Origin of the sequence: Pantoea sp. T14, from assembly GCF_036663535.1 — a bacterium.
GTDB classification, from domain to species: domain Bacteria; phylum Pseudomonadota; class Gammaproteobacteria; order Enterobacterales; family Enterobacteriaceae; genus Pantoea; species Pantoea phytostimulans.
In genome coordinates, this window is the sequence record NZ_JAWUEB010000010.1 from 67,420 (window position 1) to 84,712 (window position 17,293).

Genomic DNA, 17,293 nt, shown 5'->3' on the forward strand with positions numbered 1-17,293 from the left:
AAGGACGACGATTGTACCGGATATTACTGGCCTGAAAAGGTGCTTAGTGCGGCGTCTGGCTTAACAGCGATACGCTTTTTCCTGATACGCATACGCAGTTACGGCCCGCTTGTTTTGCCTGATAGAGCGCAGCATCGGCTTGCTTAAGCGTGACCTCAAGCGCAACGTCCTCCCCGCACCACGCCGCTACGCCAATGGAAAGGGTAATGTTACCCACTTCTTCTATCCAGGCATTGGCTATGCTTTTACGCACGCGTTCTGCCATGACGCTGGCTTCATCGGCGGCGCTGCCGGGCAGTAGCATCAAAAATTCTTCGCCGCCGTTGCGGCACACTACATCCGTTTGCCGGGCGCTGGCAGTTAATGTGCGGGCGACCTGTTGTATCACGTTGTCGCCAACATCGTGACCCCACGTATCGTTAACCCGTTTGAAATGATCGATATCCAATGCCAGCACCGCAAAAGGTTGGCGCATCGTTTGGTAATAATCTAATACCGCATTGAGTCCGCGGCGATTAAACAGTTGGGTAAGGGGATCGGTTTGCGCTTCCGAGTTAAGCCGCCCGATCTTCTCTTGCACCAGGCCAATGCCGGTTAACAGTGCGCGTTTTACCTGCGCCGCTTCAAAATACCAGGCGCGAATAACGCTGATTTCTGTGGATACGCTTTGCGCATCCATCTTGCTGGCTTTGCGAGCAAGCTGCCACAGCGGCAGCGCAATCAGCCGCGCCAATATTACCGCCACCAGCAGCGTTAACAGCGCAAAGGGTACGGAATGCTTGAGCACCTTCATTAATAAGCCGGAAAGCGGTTCCAATGTGACATCCATTGGTTTGAACGTCACAACCATCCAACCGGTGGTGGGCACAATGGCATATCCCGCTAACCGCGTTTTTTCGTCACGGCTGGAAATCTGCAGCGAGCCGTTGGGTTTCTCTTCTCGTTCGTGCTCGCTAATAATGGCTGGCAGCACTTTGCCAATCAGCTGGCTGTTCTGGTGATAAAGCACCTGATTATTGCTGTCGATAACATAAACGCTGGAGCCATCGCGATAAAATTGCTGGCCCAACAGCGCGTTCAGAATGCTTTTCTTTTTGAGATAAATGGTGCCGCCAATATAGCCAAGATAGCGCCCTTCCCCATCCCATATCGGCCAGGAGACAAAAACGATCAGATTGTTGGCGGCTGAAAGGGTCGGTTTACTGATAACAGGCTGGCGCACAGCCAGCGCTTCTTTTGAGGCATCGCTGGTGAGATGCATACCTTTCAACGTTAGCGATTCGGGAGAGATGGCTTTAACAATGCCATTTGCGTCTACCACCGCCACCGAGTTGAAGCTGCTGGTTTGCTCACGCAGCCGGTCGACCTCAGTCGTGAGCAATTTAACATCATCGAAATCATTGCCGAGCAGTTTCGCACTGTAATGCAGCTGTGACTGCGCCAGTTGGAAAAAGATTTCAGTCGTCGACGCCAGCTTTGCCGCATAAGCGCGATTCGCCTCCAGCGTGCTGTCGATCAACACCATACGCTGCACGCGCCACGTGGCGTACATGGCATTGGTCAAGGTCACTACAATGCTGGCGATAACCAATACCGCGATCAGCGTGCGCAGGTCCGTTTTTGGACGTAGTCGCATTAGCATGGCGTTGCCGCCACAGTGAAATCATTCATTATTGGTCTGCCCGACTCTGTTATTTTTGTTAGTGTTTACAGCGTGCCCTGGTCATTTACGGTGTCAGTGTACACCTTGAAACCCAATAAGAGCACGTCTAAGCCGGACGACGCAGCCCGAAAGCAAGGATTTTACTGGTGCTAATTGCCTGAAGCTCTTTTAGGGCAAAACGTCAGAAGCGGGAAAATAAGGCGAGGAAAGCGTGAAAGGATGACAGCGGCAGTGACGCCGCTGTAGAGGAAAATTACAACATCAAGAAAGCGTAACCACTGTTTTGCAGGGTCGCAACGGTAGTACCGCTGGAAATTGTATGCGTCACCATGGGGTCAATCCAGTCGCGCTGATAGTTGTGGAAAGCCACAGATTGATCGCAAATTGATACCTGAACACCGGCTTTTTTTAGTTCGCTGATCAGTTTGAGGTTTGGGTTATCTACGCCGTAGGTTTTGCGGAACTGATCATTGCTCAACGCCGCAGGAACCGCATCGCTGTTGATTGAGACGACAAATTTCAGTTGATCGAGCGGCACGCCCGCTGCGTAATAAAGATTGGTGACGCGCGCTACGCGTTCCAGACCGAGGTTAGGCTGACGAATATCGCCTTCGCTGCGGTTGATCTGGAAAACAATTTTATTACTCAGGCCATCTACTGACCCAGGTTTAAAAGCTGGCGTGTCAACATAATGTATTTTTCCAAACCCCTCAATTGCCGGTGTGCTCCAAAAATCGGCAGGCTCAGATTTATTATCTGCAAATTTCCCGCTGACCTTATCCACTAATTCCGGTAATTGTAAAACATTGCCACCAATAAATCCGGCTACCGCTGCCACCACAATATACGCTGCTGGACGCATCGCTTACTCTCCTGTTTACTTTACATTTGTAGCCATGCATAACCCTGATTTTGCAGAGTCGACACCGTGGTTGGGCTGGAAAGTGCATGGACGACTGATTTATCAATCCAGTCATTAGGGTAATGGTGGAATGCCACCGATTGATCACAGACGGAAACCTTCACGCCAACTTTATTAAGTTCATTGATCAGTTTGATATTCGGATTATCAATGCCGTAAAACTGTTTGAAATGCGCGTTATCCAACATGGCAGGCGTTGCGTCGCCCGTTACTGATACCACAAACTTCAACTGGTCCGCGGGCACACCCGAGGCGATATAAAGATTAACGACGCGTGCGACGCGCTCCAGACCTAAATTAGGGTCGGTCATTGCGCCATCGCTACGCGTAATTTGGAATACGATTTTATTACTCAATCCTGCGACCGGTTTAAAGGCTGCATCCGCTTCGTAATGTATTTTACCGTAACCTTCTACCGCTGGCGTACTCCAGAAACCTTCAGGGTCGCTGGGTTGTGCCGTGAAATGCCGCATGACCTTTTCATAAATTACGCCACTTTGCGTAACGCCCGCGCCAATAGCACCACCAATAATGGCAATCAGCGCGTAAGATACAGCTGAACGCATAGATATCCTCTCATGCAAATAACGCGTTGCAGATTCATTTTTTGAATAGGGCTTATCTATATCACAGCACAATGAAAGTGAGCGCCCTCACGAAATGCGCAAAATCAAATTATAGTTTCCACTAAATATTATTATCAGCGACAATTAAACAAATTCCTGGATGGCACATCAACCCTTGCTTGTCTTATTCATGGCCCTTAATTTCCCACGCAAGCAAAGATAAACTGACCATCAATTAGCTTTTATACTACCAATTATTATTCCTGATAATTTTAAAATTTGACGTTCACGATAAAAAACAGCAATACAACCTCAGTTAATTCTTTATCTTTTTGCGCTATTTTTTCAGAGTAAACCTGGAAAAAAACATGCCACATTCAATTTTTTTGAGTAAATTTACATAACTTTAATTCGAAGCAATTTCGAAGCTAACGCTGTTACTTGGGCAAGAACGCATATTTAAACTTTTTTGTTAATTAGCGATAAGAATACACCGCAATAATTCTCTGTATTCCTGAATAGCGTTGCAAAATATGACAAGTGTTTAACTTTCGTTGACGTTAGCAAGACATTCAATTTTTTGCTGCAACTTAGCCCATTAGGTTAGCAAGGAGCGCGTGCTTTGGCAGAAAACCACATTTCTTTCTTACCGGGCTGTGGTTAAGATAGGCGCGAAGCGTGATTACCCCCTTAAAAAAAAAGAACATTACCGCTGCGCACCTGTCCAATCTCAGGGCTTCTCTACAGGATTACATCATGTTGAACCGGTTAAAGAAAACGCTGCTCGCCGCGCTCATTCCCACTTTGATGCTGACCAGCCTGGCACCTGCCAGTGCCGATGTCAGTGATTCGTTGCCCGATATAGGCACGACTGCCGGATCGACCCTTTCCATTAATCAAGAATTACAGATGGGCGACTTCTACGTGCGCCAGCTTCGAGCCAGTGCACCGCTGATCAATGATCCTTTGCTTAACCAATATATTAATCAGCTCGGTCAGCGGCTGGTCGCACATGCAGATTCGGTAAAAACGCCGTTTCACTTTTTCCTGATTCAAAATGATGAACTCAACGCCTTCGCCTTTTTCGGCGGTAACGTGGTGCTGCATTCAGCGCTGTTTCGCTATACCGACAACGAGAGCCAGCTGGCTTCGGTGGTCGCGCATGAAATATCCCACGTCACCCAGCGCCATCTGGCGCGAGCTATGGAAGATCAAAAACGCAATGCGCCGCTAACCTGGGTTGGTGCGCTGGGATCGATTCTGTTAGCAATGGCGAACCCGCAAGCCGGAATGGCGGCGCTGACCGGTACGCTAGCAGGCACGCAACAAGGGATTATCAGTTTTACTCAGGGCAATGAGCAGGAAGCCGATCGCATTGGTATTCAGGTATTACAACGCGCCGGATTCGATCCCCAGGCGATGCCTAATTTTCTGCAAAAGCTCGCCGATCAGACGCGTTTCTCCTCCAAACCGCCCGAAATTTTATTGACACACCCGCTGCCCGATAGCCGTCTCGCCGATGCACGCAACCGAGCTAATCAGATGCGTCCGGTCGTTGTGCAATCTACCGAAGACTTTTATATGGCCAAGGTACGTGCGCTGGGAATGTATGCCACGGGGCGCAATCAGCTGACCGACGAACTGCTCAGCCAATATGCTAATGGCAACGCACGCGAACAAATGGCCTCGCAATATGGGAAAGCGGTACAATTTTTACAGGCTAAAAGTTATGGCGATGCGAAAAAGATCATCGCGCCCTTGCTGGCGAAGCAGCCGAATAACGTCTGGTTTCTCGATATCATGTCAGATATCGAAATTGGGCTGAATCAGCCGCAGCAGGCGATAGCCTTACTCAACGGGGCAAGCGGCGCGAAAAACAGTCCGGTGGTACAGCTCAACCTAGCCAATGCCTACGTCGAAGCCAAACAGCCCGCCAATGCCAGCCGCATCCTGAATCGCTATACCTGGGCGAATAAAGATGATCCCAATGGCTGGGATTTGCTGGCGCAGGCCTCTGCACAACAGGGTTTGAATGATGAAGAACTTTCGGCGCGAGCGGAAAGTCTGGCGCTTAACGGCCAGCTCGATCAAGCCATTTCTGCGTTGAGCCGTGCCAGCACCCAGGTTCCACTCGGTAGTCTGCAGCAAGCGCGTTATGATGCGCGCATTGACCAGTTACGTCAGCTGCAACAACGCTTTAAGCAGTATCAAAAAGGATAACGATAATGGTGACCATTTATCACAACCCGCGCTGTAGCAAGAGCCGCGAAACGCTGGCACTGCTCACAGCACGCGGCATTGAACCGGAAGTGGTACTTTATCTGGAGACCCCACCGGATCGTGAAATGCTGCAAATTTTGTTGAAAAAGCTCGGTATGACCAGCGCACGGCAGCTCATGCGCAATAAAGAAGATCTCTATAAAGCGCTGGCGCTCGGTGAGGCTGACAAAAGTGAAAGTGAGTTAATTAACGCGCTGGTGGCGAATCCCAGGCTCCTTGAGCGGCCAATTGTGATCAACGGCGAGCAGGCGCGGCTGGGTCGACCACCGGAAGCGGTGCTCGACATTCTTTAAAAACGGAGTGTTAAAGGCCGAGCGTCTCTTTAACGAAAGGAATGGTCAGCTTGCGCTGTGCACTGATGGAGGCGCGATCAAGCCGATCCAGCGTTTCAAACAGCGTTCGCATTTCACGATCGAGACGCTTGAGCAGGAAGCGTCCCACATCTTCCGGCAGTTCGAATCCACGCAGACCGGCGCGCAATTGCAGCGCTTGCAGCTTATCTTCATCAGAAAGCGGCTGTAAACGGTAGATTTGTCCCCAATCGAGGCGCGAAGCCAGATCGGGTAAATGTAGATTGAGTTGTCGCGGTGGGCGATCGCCGGTGATCAATAAACGCGTATTACCGGTTTCCAGAATGCGGTTATAGAGATCAAAGATCGCCATTTCCCATTCAGCTTCACCTGCAATGCATTCAATATTATCGATACAGACCAGCGCCAACTGTTCCATGCCGTCTAAGACTTCCGGTACAAACCAGGTGCGTTTATCCAGCGGAACGTAGCCAACCGCTTCACCACGCGCAGACATTTCAGCGCACGCGGCGTGCAGCAAATGACTGCGTCCTCCGCCTTCGCGTGACCAGAAATAGAGATAGCTGCCATGATGTTGAGTGAGAGCACCCTTTAACGCAGCAATCAGCGACGGGTTTTCCCCTGGCCAGAAGCTGGCAAAGGTTTCGTCGTCAGGTAAATAAAGTGGCAATGATAATTGTGCCGGCGTGTTCAGAAGCACCTCAGCAAGCGAACAAGCTAAAAACCGGGGAAGTCTACCACAGTTTTTAAAAAGAGATGAATGAGGCTTCCCTGCCCCGCTTTGGTCTTAATGGCCGCTTTTTTCTTCGGCGTCCAGCACCACTTCTTCCGGTCGCAGTAGTGAGATGACGCGGAAAATCAACGCCAGCCCAACACCAACCAGCGTCGCTAATGCCATGCCTTTCAACTCAGCCGCGCCGATGTGCACTTTCGCGCCGCTCACGCCAATGATCAGAATCACCGAGGTGAGGATCAAGTTTTGCGCTTTGTTGTAATCCACTTTGGATTCGATCAACACGCGGATACCTGAAGCACCGATAACACCATAAAGCAGTAACGATACGCCGCCCATTACCGGTACTGGCACTGCCTGAATCGCTGCCGCCAGTTTGCCAACGCATGAGAGCAGGATGGCAAAGATAGCTGCGCCGCCAATGACCCATGTGCTGTAAACACGCGTAATCGCCATCACGCCGATGTTTTCGCCATAAGTAGTGTTAGGCGTAGAACCAAAGAAGCCAGAAATCATGGTCGATAAACCGTTGGCGAACATTGAACGGTGTAAACCGGGATCGCGGATCAAATCCTTTTTCACGATATTCGCTGTCACCACCAGATGCCCAACGTGCTCAGCAATGACCACCAGCGCAGCCGGTAGAATTGTCAGCATCGCCACCCATTCGAATCGTGGGGTATAAAAGGTCGGCAACGCAAACCATGGCGCGTTGTAAACGCTGGTCCAGTCGACAATGCCCATAAAAAAGGAGAGCGCGTAGCCCACCAGCACACCCACCAGAATCGGGATAATGGCGAGAAAACCGCGAAACAGCACCGAACCAAAAACCGTGACGGCCAGCGTAACCAAGGAGATGATTACCGTCTTGCTGTCTGGCGAACTGCCTTCAGCAGGTAACAATCCCGCCATATTCGCCGCTACGCCCGCCAGCTCAAGGCCGATGACCGCAACAATAGCGCCCATGGCTGCGGGCGGAAACATCACATCGAGCCAGCCGGTTCCTGCTTTCTTGACGATCAACGCCACCAGGCAGAATAACAGGCCACACAGGATAAAACCGCCAAGCGCCACTTCATAACCCAACGGTAACAGCAGCAGCACCGGTGAAATAAAAGCAAAGCTCGATCCTAAATAGGCGGGGATTTTACCTTTACAGATGAACAGATAAATCAGCGTGCCAATACCATTGAACAGCAACACCGTAGCCGGGTTGATGTGAAACAAAATAGGCACCAAAACCGTTGCGCCAAACATGGCGAACAGATGTTGCAGGCTGAGTGGAATAGTTTGCAGTAGCGGCGGTCGTTCGCTAACGCCAATGGCGCGACGTGTCATCAGTAATCCCCTGTCTCCTGTATACCGCGCATTGCCGTTGCGTTGGCTGCTCTCGCTCACCCGACCCACTTACTTAAGTAAGCTCAACGGTTTGAGATCGTTTGCCGCCTTGCTGCAGCGCGAGATATTTGGAGATGATGTTGTTTTATTTTTGCCAAAAAAAAGCCGACTCTCTCGCCGGCTGCTTTCTTTATTTGGTTCCGAAAATCTTGTCTCCGGCATCGCCGAGTCCAGGAATGATGTATCCCTTTTCGTTTAATCCCTGATCGATAGACGCGGTGTACAGCTCAACATCAGGATGCGCTTTTTCCAGTGCGGCAATCCCTTCTGGTGCGGCGACTAAGACCAACACCTTGATGCTGCTACAGCCCGCTTTCTTTAACAGGTCGATGGTGGCAATCATCGAACCGCCGGTGGCGAGCATGGGATCAACCACCAGTGCCAGACGCTCTTCAATATTAGAAACCAGCTTCTGGAAATACGGCACTGGCTCCAGCGTCTCTTCATCACGGTAGACACCCACTACGCTGATACGCGCGCTCGGAACATGCTCCAGCACGCCTTCCATCATGCCGAGGCCGGCACGCAGAATTGGCACTACGGTAATTTTTTTACCTTTGATTTGATCGACTTGCACCGGGCCATTCCAGCCCTCAATGGTCACGCTTTCGGTTTCCAAATCTGCGGTGGCTTCGTAGGTCAGCAAGCTGCCTACTTCCGAGGCCAACTCGCGGAAACGCTTCGTGCTGATATCGTGCTCACGCATCAAGCCCAGTTTATGTTTGACCAGCGGGTGTTTGACTTCCACGATCTTCATTGGTGTTCTCCCGGAATGAGTTGAGCTAAAAAAAAATCGCGGGATTATACCGCCTTTTCTTGTTTGCGCCATATGCCCTTGCGCAAAGAGGAAAGTTTTACCGCAATAAAATAAGGATTGATTAAAATCGCATGGCGCGCAATCTGAGACTCGCAAACGTTTGCCTGCGCTGTTAGAATTGCCGCGCTTTATTTTAACCACCAACCGCAACTCGCGTGGGGACCTCGCAGTGACCGACAAGACCTCTCTCAGCTATAAAGACGCCGGTGTTGATATTGATGCTGGTAACGCTCTGGTTGACCGTATTAAAGGCGTAGTGAAAAAGACTCGTCGCCCGGAAGTAATGGGTGGATTGGGCGGTTTCGGTGCGCTTTGTGCGCTGCCGCAAAAATACCGTGAACCCGTGCTGGTCTCCGGCACCGATGGCGTAGGTACCAAGCTGCGTCTGGCGATGGATCTCAAGCGCCACGATGCTATCGGCATTGATCTGGTTGCAATGTGCGTTAATGATCTGATTGTGCAAGGCGCTGAGCCGCTGTTCTTCCTGGATTACTACGCGACCGGCAAGCTGGATGTGGAAACCGCATCTGCCGTGATCACCGGTATCGCCGAAGGCTGTCTGCAATCGGGTTGTGCGCTGGTTGGCGGTGAAACCGCTGAAATGCCAGGCATGTATCACGGAGAAGACTACGACGTTGCGGGTTTCTGCGTCGGCGTGGTTGAGAAGTCAGAAATTATTGACGGCAGCAAAGTGCAAGATGGCGATGTGCTGGTTGCGCTGGGCTCTAGCGGTCCGCACTCCAATGGTTACTCGCTGGTGCGCAAGATTCTTGAAGTCAGCAACACCGATCCGCTGGTTGAACAGCTGGATGGCAAACCGCTGGCTGACCACCTGCTCGAACCGACCCGCATCTACGTGAAAAATATCCTCAGCCTGATCGAGCAGATTGACGTGCATGCTATCTGTCACCTGACCGGTGGCGGCTTCTGGGAAAACATTCCTCGCGTGTTGCCTGACAATACGCAAGCGGTGATTGACGAGAAGAGCTGGCAGTGGCCTTCTGTGTTCACCTGGATGCAGCAGGCGGGTAACGTTAGCCGTCACGAAATGTACCGCACCTTTAACTGCGGTGTGGGCATGCTGATTGCGCTGAGCCCAGCTGATGCTGACAAAGCGGTTGAACTGATGAGCGCAGCCGGTGAGAAAGCGTGGAAAATCGGTGTGATTAACGCCTCTGACTCTGAAGAGCGTGTGGTTATTAACGGATGAAAAAACTGGTTGTGCTGATTTCCGGTAACGGAAGTAATCTTCAGTCCCTCCTTGACGCCTGCGCAAGCGGGCGTGTTCACGGCAGTGTCGCTGCCGTGTTCAGTAACAAAGCCTCTGCCTTTGGTTTAGTACGGGCTAAAGAAGCCGGCGTGCCGACACATGCGTTAGCCGCCAGCGACTTCGCCGATCGTGAAGCTTTTGATCGCCAGCTAATGACAGAGATCGATGCTTACGCACCCGATCTGGTGGTGTTAGCCGGCTACATGCGTATTTTAAGCAGCGCTTTTGTGGCGCGTTATCACGATCGCCTGCTGAACATTCACCCTTCCCTTCTGCCGAAATATCCCGGCCTGCATACGCATCGTCAGGCGCTGGAAAATGGTGATGCCGAGCACGGTACATCAGTGCATTTCGTTACTGATGAACTGGATGGCGGTCCGGTTATTTTGCAAGCCAAAGTGCCAGTGTTTGCTGAAGACAGTGAGCAAGAGATTACGCAACGCGTTCAGCATCAGGAACACGCCATTTATCCGCTGGTGATTAACTGGTTTATCGAAGGACGATTGACGATGCGCGACGGAAAAGCCTGGCTGGATGGCGAACAGCTTCCGCCACAAGGGCACGCCCACGAATGATTTTCCAAGGAGAAGCCCAGGCTTCTCCTTTTGGTTTCCTCAACCGTAGCGCCCGGTAATGTAATCTTCCGTGCGACGCTCTTTCGGCGTAGTGAAAATCCGATCGGTTTCATCAAACTCTACTAATGCGCCGTTGTGCATAAAGGCTGTGTAATCAGATACGCGCGAAGCCTGCTGCATGTTGTGTGTTACCAACACCAGCGTGAAGTGCTGCTTTAGCGTGGTCATCAGCTCTTCAATCACCAACGTGGAGATCGGGTCCAGCGCGGAAGTCGGTTCATCCAGCAACAACACTTCTGGCTCGATAGCAATCGCCCGGGCAATCACCAATCGCTGCTGCTGGCCGGTAGAAAGCTTTAGCGCATTTTGGCCCAGCTGATCTTTCACTTCACTCCACAGTGCCGCCGCTCGCAGCGCGCGTTCGCAGGCTTCATTCAACACGCGCTTATCGCGCACGCCCTGCAAGCGCAAGCCATACACCACGTTTTCATAGATCGATTTAGGGAAAGGATTAGGCCGCTGAAACACCATGCCGACCCGCCGGCGCAAGGCAGAAAGATCCTGGTTAGGATTCATAATCGCCCATTGGTCGAGCAAGATTTCGCCCTCAATTCGGCAGTTATCGATCACATCATTCATGCGGTTGAAGCAGCGCAGCAGCGTTGATTTACCGCAGCCAGAGGGACCAATCAGCGCGGTGATGCGATTTTTAGGCACTTGCAGCGAGATATCTTGCAGCGCCTGGCGCTCGCCGTACCACAGCGAAAGATGGTTTACACGCAGCGCAATGTCAGTTTCGGGCGTCATAGTTATAGCCTGTTATTGAGTCATAAGGCGATAGCGCTCACGCAGACGGTGACGCAGGCCCATTGCCAGCAGATTTAGCGACAGAATGATCAGCACCAGCAGCAGTGCGGTAGCAAACACTACTGGCCGATCGGCTTCGATGTTTGGACTTTGAAACGCTAAATCGTAAATCTGAAAACCGAGGTGCATGAACTTGCGGTCAAGATGCAGATAGGGAAAAACAGCATCTACCGGCAGTTCAGGCACCATTTTTACGACGCCCACTAGCATCAGCGGTGCCGTCTCACCGGCAGCGCGCGCCACCGCTAAAATCAAACCGGTGAGCATTGCCGGAATCGCCATCGGCAAGACCACATGCCACAAGGTTTCGGCCTGCGAGGCACCCAATGCCAGCGAACCTTGGCGCAGGCTGTTTGGAATGCGCGACAAGCCCTCTTCGGTCGCGACGATCACCACCGGCAATGTCAGCAGCGCCAGCGTTAATGCTGCCCACAACAAACCTGGCGTACCAAAGGTTGGATTGGGTAATGCGTTACTGTAAAACAGCTGATCGAGCGTGCCGCCAACGCCCCAGACAAAGAAGCCGAGGCCGAATACGCCATAGACAATTGACGGCACACCCGCGAGATTCACCACCGCAATACGCACCAGACGCGTCAGTGCATTACGTCCGGCATATTCATGCAGCCAGACGGCAGCAACCACCCCGAACGGCATCACCACCACTGACATCAACAGCACCATTAATACCGTGCCAAAAATAGCGGGAAATGCGCCGGTTTCACTTTCGCCGTCTGCGGCTGAATCGCTGACAAAATGCCAGAGCTGTTGCACAAAATGCAGCAGCTTTTCATTAAGGTTGAGGGCATTGGGTGTCCATACGTCAACAATCTGCGTCAACGGAATCACATGATTATTGCCTTCCACATCACGCAGGATCAGCACGTCGCGCTGACTTTCATGCTGCAATCTCCCCAGCGTCGCGCTGAGGTGGTCAAAGCGCCGCTGCAATGCCGCCTGATTAGCCTGGTATTCTGACTGCACCTGCATATCAAACTGATTAGCCTGTCGCTGGCGCTCAGCTTGTTCATCCAACATGTCTAATTGCTTGTTGAGCCGCGCCATATCGATGCGCCGAATCTGGTTTATCTCACGAATCATGGTATGAACCTGAGCCAAACGCTGACGCAGCAGCGCATGGATGTTCTGCGCAGTAAGCACTTCATTATCTTCACGCAGGCCAACTAACCAGCCGTAAGCATTGCCGTGGCTGCGGCGTTGCAATACCAAAATATCTTTAGGTCTGCTCACCTCAGCCGGTTCGCGGCTGTAGGCAACGCGAAAATCGGGCGCATCCCAATCGCGGTTACCGGTTTTTATCAGATAACGATTCACATGGCCTGCGCTATTGCCCTGCTCATCCGCGGGGGCCGGAAACTGCTTTTGATGTTCCACGGTTTCGCCCAGTAAGCGGCTTTCGCTGCCTTCAGGCTGAGTGAAGGTGTAAAGATCCACAGGCTGCGGCCAAAAAACGCGTGCGCCCTGCCATGCCAGCAAGGCAATCAGGAGCGCGAACGCCAACAGGCAAACCGTGACAGCGCCTGCGGTTAGCCAGCGCCAGCGGTTATTTTGTCTTATCGCCCTCATGCTTGTTCCTCATGCTGGCTGTAGCGCTGACGCAAACGCTGGCGGATCAGCTCGGCGATGGTGTTAATCACTAAGGTAAAAATCAATAGCATCAACGCACTTAAAAACAGAATACGATAATGCGCGCTGCCCACCGCCGCTTCAGGCATTTCAATAGCAATATTGGCGGATAAGGCGCGCAGGCCGCTGAATAAGCCACCCTCGCTTTGCGGCGTATTACCCGTTGCCATCAGCAGAATCATGGTTTCGCCAACCGCACGCCCAAAGCCGATCATCAGCGCGGCAAAAATACCGGCTGAGGCACCCGGTAAGACCACGCGGGTTAAGGTTTGCCATGGCGTTGCGCCTAACGCTAGCGAGCCCTGCCCGAGCTGAGCGGGCACGCTGAACAACGCATCTTCGGCGAGTGTGAAGATCAGCGGCACCAGCGCAAAACCCATGGCTAATGCGGCGACCAGCAAATTGCGCTGCTCGTAATGCGGCATCCACTCGCCTGCATCACGCATCACCAGGGTCGGCAGCCACAGCGTCAGCAAGGTGACAAGCAGCAACAACGGCAGCAGCAGCAAGACTTCACGTCCCGGTTGACGCCAGCGCGCGGGTAGACGCGCGCTGAGCACGCCACACAGCAGCAGGCTGGCGGCTAAGGTAAGCGGCAGCAACAGCACGCCAATCAGCGCCTGGCTGATATGCGGTGCCAGCCATAAACCGGCAATCAACCCAATCACCACGCTTGGCAGCGCGCCCATCATCTCAATGGCGGGTTTAACCCAGCGGCGTAGACCCGGCGCCATAAACCAGGCGGTGTACATCGCAGCGGCTAAGGCCAGCGGTGTGGCAAACACCAACGCCAGGCTGGCCGCTTTTAAAGTACCAACCACCATCGGCATTATGCTGAACTTGGCTTGATAACTGTCGCCTGCGGCGGTGGATTGCCATACCCAATCAGCTTTCGGATAGTTTTCGTACCAAATTTTCTGCCAGAAACTCCGCCAGGTGACATCGGGCCAGGGATTATCCAGCTTGACGGTTTGCCAACTGCCTTTGCGTTCTATCAGTAAACTGTTGCCACTCGGCGAGAATTGCGCGTGCAGAATTCCGGGTTCAAGCTGACGCTGCAAAATGGGGCCATTCTGCTTGCTGGCAAACAGCTTCACCCTGCCCGTTTCTGAGTAGGTGGCGAATACACGGCGCTGAGATTCGGTAATGATCTGCGTGTTGCCTGCGCTGTGCTCAAAGGTGCGAATTTGATGCAGACGCGGGCCTTGTTCTCCCGCAATTGAAAACCATTGAGTAATTCCCGTTTCATCCTGAATCAGCAATGTTTTTCCGCCGGTTAATATGTGCAGGCTCTGCGGCACCTGCGACAGCGTTTGGGTTTCACGCAGCAGCGCTTGCTGATTATCCAGTTGCCAGACGCGCAGGACATTGCCTTCGCTGGTGTACAGCAGATCGCCTTGCGGCGAGAGAATAAATTGATCGACATGGGACAGCGGCAAATTGATGGCATTTGCCTGACGATCGGTGCCTAGCGTCAGGATGCTCAGCCCATTTTCGGTCAGGGCCGCAATACGCCATTGGCCTTGATTCAGCGACGCCAGCGACATTTTCTTTACCGCGCCCTGCGGCAGATGAAAGGGTTTATCACCCAGCGGGAAACGCCATTGCGCCTCGCCGCTTTGCATTGTCGGTTGCAGCAGCAATAAATCACCCTGCAGGTTGAGCAACAGTGTTTGCCGATCGGCGCTGGATACCACGTCACGCGGCGCAGGCGTCAATGTCAAAGCATGATCGGCGGGTTGCCCATTGAGCGGAATAAAACGGGCGGTGCCTGAAGTACTGATACGCCAACCATTGCTGCCATCATTACCTATCGCCAACGCAGGCGCACGATCCCATAACTGTTGCGTATTAGCCGGCTGCATGCTGGGCGCGCTGAACAGCGGCGTCACCACCCAAATCAGCCAAAAGAACAGCAGCAACATCAGCAACAGGATTGCGATGCCACAAGACGTGACCAGTCGCCGCGTTAAACGGTCGATCGCACGACGTCGGCGGTCGCTAAACTGGACGGGTATGTGGTTTACGCTCATGCGGTCCTAAATGCAGCGGAAAATAAGCCGCTATGTTGCCCGTAGCTGGTTGATAAGACAACTATTGACGTTGGACAAGCTTGCCATACTCTCGCCATAATGATGTTGGATACTGGATCTTCAGTCCTGCAACCGCGATACGGAGTAAGAATGGGTCAGGTAAAGCTATATATTGAAAAAGAATTAAGCTGGTTATCCTTCAATGAACGTGTCTTGCAGGAAGCAGCGGACAAAAGCAATCCACTGATCGAACGCATGCGGTTTTTGGGCATTTACTCCAACAATCTTGATGAATTCTATAAAGTGCGTTTCGCCGATCTCAAGCGCCGCATTCTTATTGGTGAAGAGCAAGGTTCCGCCAGCACGCCGCGTCATTTATTCAAAAAAATCCAACAGCGAGTGCTTAAATCTGACCAAGAGTTTGATACGCTTTATAACGATCTGCTGCTGGAAATGGCACGTAATCAAATATTCCTGATCAATGAACGTCAGCTTTCACCGAATCAACAAGTCTGGCTGCGCCACTACTTCAAACACGAACTTCGCCAGCACATTTCCCCGATTTTAATTACCCATGAAACTGATCTGACCGAATTCCTTAAAGACGATTACACCTATTTGGCGGTTGAAATTATTCGTGGCGAAAACATTCGCTATGCGCTGTTAGAAATTCCATCAGATAAAGTACCGCGCTTCGTTAACTTGCCTGCTGAATCACCGCGCCGACGCAAGCCCATGATTCTTTTAGATAACATCCTGCGTTATTGCCTGGATGATATTTTCAAAGGCTTTTATGACTACGATGCGCTCAACGCCTATTCGATGAAGATGACGCGTGATGCGGAATATGATCTGGTGACAGAGATGGAATCCAGCTTGCTGGAACTGATGTCTTCAAGCCTGAAACAGCGTTTAACAGCAGAACCGGTGCGTTTCGTTTACCAGCGCGACATGCCCGATACCATGGTAGAACTGCTGTGTCATAAACTGTCGATTACCAACTTTGACTCCGTGCTACCGGGCGGTCGCTATCACAATTTCAAAGACTTCATCAGTTTTCCCAATGTCGGTAAAAACAATTTAGTCAACCGACCGTTGCCGCAAATTCGCCATATTGGCTTTGATGGATTCCGCAACGGCTTTGATGCGATTCGTAACCGCGATGTCCTGCTCTATTATCCGTATCACACCTTTGAGCATGTCCTGGAATTGCTGCGTCAGGCTTCGTTTGATCCCAGCGTGCTGGCGATAAAAATCAATATCTATCGCGTCGCAAAACACTCACGCATTATGGATGCGATGATTCACGCTGCTTATAACGGTAAAAAAGTCACGGTGGTGGTTGAGCTGCAGGCGCGTTTTGATGAAGAAGCCAACATCTACTGGGCAAAGCGCCTGACTGAAGCGGGTGTACATGTGATCTTCTCAGCGCCGGGCCTGAAAATCCACGCCAAGCTCTTCTTGATCTCGCGCCGCGAGGGTGAAGATATTGTGCGTTATGCGCACATCGGCACCGGCAACTTTAATGAGAAAACAGCCCGTCTTTATACTGATTATTCTTTACTGACGGCAGATGCGCGCATCACGAATGAAGTGCGTCGCGTGTTTAACTTTATTGAGAATCCCTATCGTCCGGTGACGTTTGAGCATTTGATGGTTTCCCCGCAAAACTCACGTCGGATGTTGTATCAGTTGATCGATGAAGAGATCGCTAACGCGCAGCAAAAATTGCCGTCCGGCATTACTCTGAAAATTAATAATCTGGTGGACAAAGGACTGGTTGACCGGCTTTATACAGCGTCCAGCGTTGGGGTTAAAGTCAACTTGCTGGTGCGCGGAATGTGCTCGCTGATCCCTGATCTGCCCGGCATCAGCGAAAATATTCGCGTCACCAGTATTGTTGATCGTTACCTGGAACACGATCGCGTTTATATTTTTGAGAACAACGGCGATAAGAAAGTGTTCCTCTCTTCTGCGGACTGGATGACGCGTAACATCGATTACCGAATTGAAGTGGCGGTGGCGATTCTCGACCCGCAAATTAAGCAGCGCATCCTCGATATCATTGCTCTTCAGTTAAGTGATACGGTGAAAGCGCGCATTATTGATAAAGAATTAAGTAACCAATACGTTTCGCGCGGCAACCGTCGTAAAGTGCGCTCGCAGCTGGCGATCTATGATTACATCAAGAAACTGGAACAACCTGAATAA

14 protein-coding genes are annotated in these 17,293 nt (G+C 51.7%); 5 read left to right on the top strand and 9 right to left on the bottom strand.

From position 1 onward, the window contains the following. Positions 1-43: 43 nt before the first annotated feature. The 3 genes from SC127_RS03035 to SC127_RS03045 all read right to left on the bottom strand — a co-directional run bounded on the left by SC127_RS03035 (position 44) and on the right by SC127_RS03045 (position 3,151). Positions 44-1,642, bottom strand: coding sequence for a sensor domain-containing diguanylate cyclase (locus SC127_RS03035; protein WP_332625172.1), 1,599 nt, complete (start codon positions 1,640-1,642; stop codon positions 44-46). Between the two features lie 274 nt (positions 1,643-1,916). Beyond that, entirely contained in the window at positions 1,917-2,525 is a 609-nt protein-coding gene (locus tag SC127_RS03040; protein WP_215845898.1) for a DsrE family protein, read from the bottom strand. A 20-nt stretch (positions 2,526-2,545) separates the two neighbouring features. Next, the gene (locus SC127_RS03045) at positions 2,546-3,151 is read right to left on the bottom strand and encodes a DsrE family protein (protein ID WP_215845896.1); all 606 of its coding nucleotides are present in this window, start codon (positions 3,149-3,151) and stop codon (positions 2,546-2,548) included. Positions 3,152-3,907: 756 nt separating this feature from the next. On the opposite strand from SC127_RS03045, the gene SC127_RS03050 reads away from it, so the two are divergent. Then, positions 3,908-5,371, top strand: coding sequence for a beta-barrel assembly-enhancing protease (locus tag SC127_RS03050; RefSeq protein WP_215845894.1), 1,464 nt, complete (start codon positions 3,908-3,910; stop codon positions 5,369-5,371). Positions 5,372-5,376: 5 nt separating this feature from the next. Further along, the gene (arsC, locus tag SC127_RS03055) at positions 5,377-5,724 is read left to right on the top strand and encodes an arsenate reductase (glutaredoxin) (RefSeq protein ID WP_215845892.1); all 348 of its coding nucleotides are present in this window, start codon (positions 5,377-5,379) and stop codon (positions 5,722-5,724) included. Between the two features lie 10 nt (positions 5,725-5,734). Here the strand turns inward: arsC and hda are convergent, their stop codons facing one another. The 3 genes from hda to upp form a co-directional block, all read right to left on the bottom strand. Further along, complete coding sequence (gene hda / locus SC127_RS03060) at positions 5,735-6,436, bottom strand: DnaA inactivator Hda (protein WP_243078467.1); 702 nt, start codon at positions 6,434-6,436, stop codon at positions 5,735-5,737. A 93-nt stretch (positions 6,437-6,529) separates the two neighbouring features. Next, positions 6,530-7,813, bottom strand: coding sequence for a uracil permease (gene uraA, locus SC127_RS03065; protein ID WP_243077421.1), 1,284 nt, complete (start codon positions 7,811-7,813; stop codon positions 6,530-6,532). 190 nt (positions 7,814-8,003) lie between these two features. Beyond that, positions 8,004-8,630, bottom strand: coding sequence for a uracil phosphoribosyltransferase (gene upp, locus SC127_RS03070; protein WP_215845890.1), 627 nt, complete (start codon positions 8,628-8,630; stop codon positions 8,004-8,006). 229 nt (positions 8,631-8,859) lie between these two features. Here upp and purM point away from each other — a divergent pair, with 229 nt between their 5' ends. Both purM and purN read left to right on the top strand, forming a co-directional pair. After that, positions 8,860-9,900 carry a phosphoribosylformylglycinamidine cyclo-ligase gene (purM, locus tag SC127_RS03075; protein ID WP_243077420.1) on the top strand — a complete coding sequence of 347 codons (1,041 nt, stop codon included), beginning with the start codon at positions 8,860-8,862 and terminating at the stop codon, positions 9,898-9,900. Beyond that, on the top strand, positions 9,897-10,535 hold the full coding sequence (gene purN, locus SC127_RS03080; RefSeq protein WP_215845887.1) for a phosphoribosylglycinamide formyltransferase: 639 nt from the start codon (positions 9,897-9,899) through the stop codon (positions 10,533-10,535). Before purM ends, purN begins: the two co-directional genes overlap by 4 nt. 39 nt (positions 10,536-10,574) lie before the next feature. Here the strand turns inward: purN and pstB are convergent, their stop codons facing one another. The 3 genes from pstB to SC127_RS03095 are packed head-to-tail and all read right to left on the bottom strand — an operon-like array spanning position 10,575 to position 15,082. After that, on the bottom strand, positions 10,575-11,342 hold the full coding sequence (pstB, locus tag SC127_RS03085; protein ID WP_332625176.1) for a phosphate ABC transporter ATP-binding protein PstB: 768 nt from the start codon (positions 11,340-11,342) through the stop codon (positions 10,575-10,577). Positions 11,343-11,354: 12 nt separating this feature from the next. Beyond that, complete coding sequence (gene pstA / locus SC127_RS03090) at positions 11,355-12,989, bottom strand: phosphate ABC transporter permease PstA (RefSeq protein WP_332625178.1); 1,635 nt, start codon at positions 12,987-12,989, stop codon at positions 11,355-11,357. Further along, a complete protein-coding gene (locus SC127_RS03095; protein WP_243077417.1) occupies positions 12,986-15,082 on the bottom strand; it encodes an ABC transporter permease subunit in 2,097 nt (698 codons plus the stop codon). Before SC127_RS03095 ends, pstA begins: the two co-directional genes overlap by 4 nt. A gap of 150 nt (positions 15,083-15,232) precedes the next feature. On the opposite strand from SC127_RS03095, the gene ppk1 reads away from it, so the two are divergent. Beyond that, the gene (gene ppk1 / locus SC127_RS03100; RefSeq protein WP_243077416.1) at positions 15,233-17,293 is read left to right on the top strand and encodes a polyphosphate kinase 1; all 2,061 of its coding nucleotides are present in this window, start codon (positions 15,233-15,235) and stop codon (positions 17,291-17,293) included.

Coding starts and splice junctions, on each gene's coding strand:
- arsC (WP_215845892.1), top strand. CDS start 5,377: ATGGTGACCATTTATCACAACCCGCGCTGTAGCAAGAGCCGCGAAACG.
- upp (WP_215845890.1), bottom strand. CDS start 8,630: ATGAAGATCGTGGAAGTCAAACACCCGCTGGTCAAACATAAACTGGGC.
- uraA (WP_243077421.1), bottom strand. CDS start 7,813: ATGACACGTCGCGCCATTGGCGTTAGCGAACGACCGCCGCTACTGCAA.
- SC127_RS03050 (WP_215845894.1), top strand. CDS start 3,908: ATGTTGAACCGGTTAAAGAAAACGCTGCTCGCCGCGCTCATTCCCACT.
- SC127_RS03045 (WP_215845896.1), bottom strand. CDS start 3,151: ATGCGTTCAGCTGTATCTTACGCGCTGATTGCCATTATTGGTGGTGCT.
- pstB (WP_332625176.1), bottom strand. CDS start 11,342: ATGACGCCCGAAACTGACATTGCGCTGCGTGTAAACCATCTTTCGCTG.
- purN (WP_215845887.1), top strand. CDS start 9,897: ATGAAAAAACTGGTTGTGCTGATTTCCGGTAACGGAAGTAATCTTCAG.
- ppk1 (WP_243077416.1), top strand. CDS start 15,233: ATGGGTCAGGTAAAGCTATATATTGAAAAAGAATTAAGCTGGTTATCC.
- SC127_RS03095 (WP_243077417.1), bottom strand. CDS start 15,082: ATGAGCGTAAACCACATACCCGTCCAGTTTAGCGACCGCCGACGTCGT.
- SC127_RS03040 (WP_215845898.1), bottom strand. CDS start 2,525: ATGCGTCCAGCAGCGTATATTGTGGTGGCAGCGGTAGCCGGATTTATT.
- pstA (WP_332625178.1), bottom strand. CDS start 12,989: ATGAGGGCGATAAGACAAAATAACCGCTGGCGCTGGCTAACCGCAGGC.
- SC127_RS03035 (WP_332625172.1), bottom strand. CDS start 1,642: ATGCTAATGCGACTACGTCCAAAAACGGACCTGCGCACGCTGATCGCG.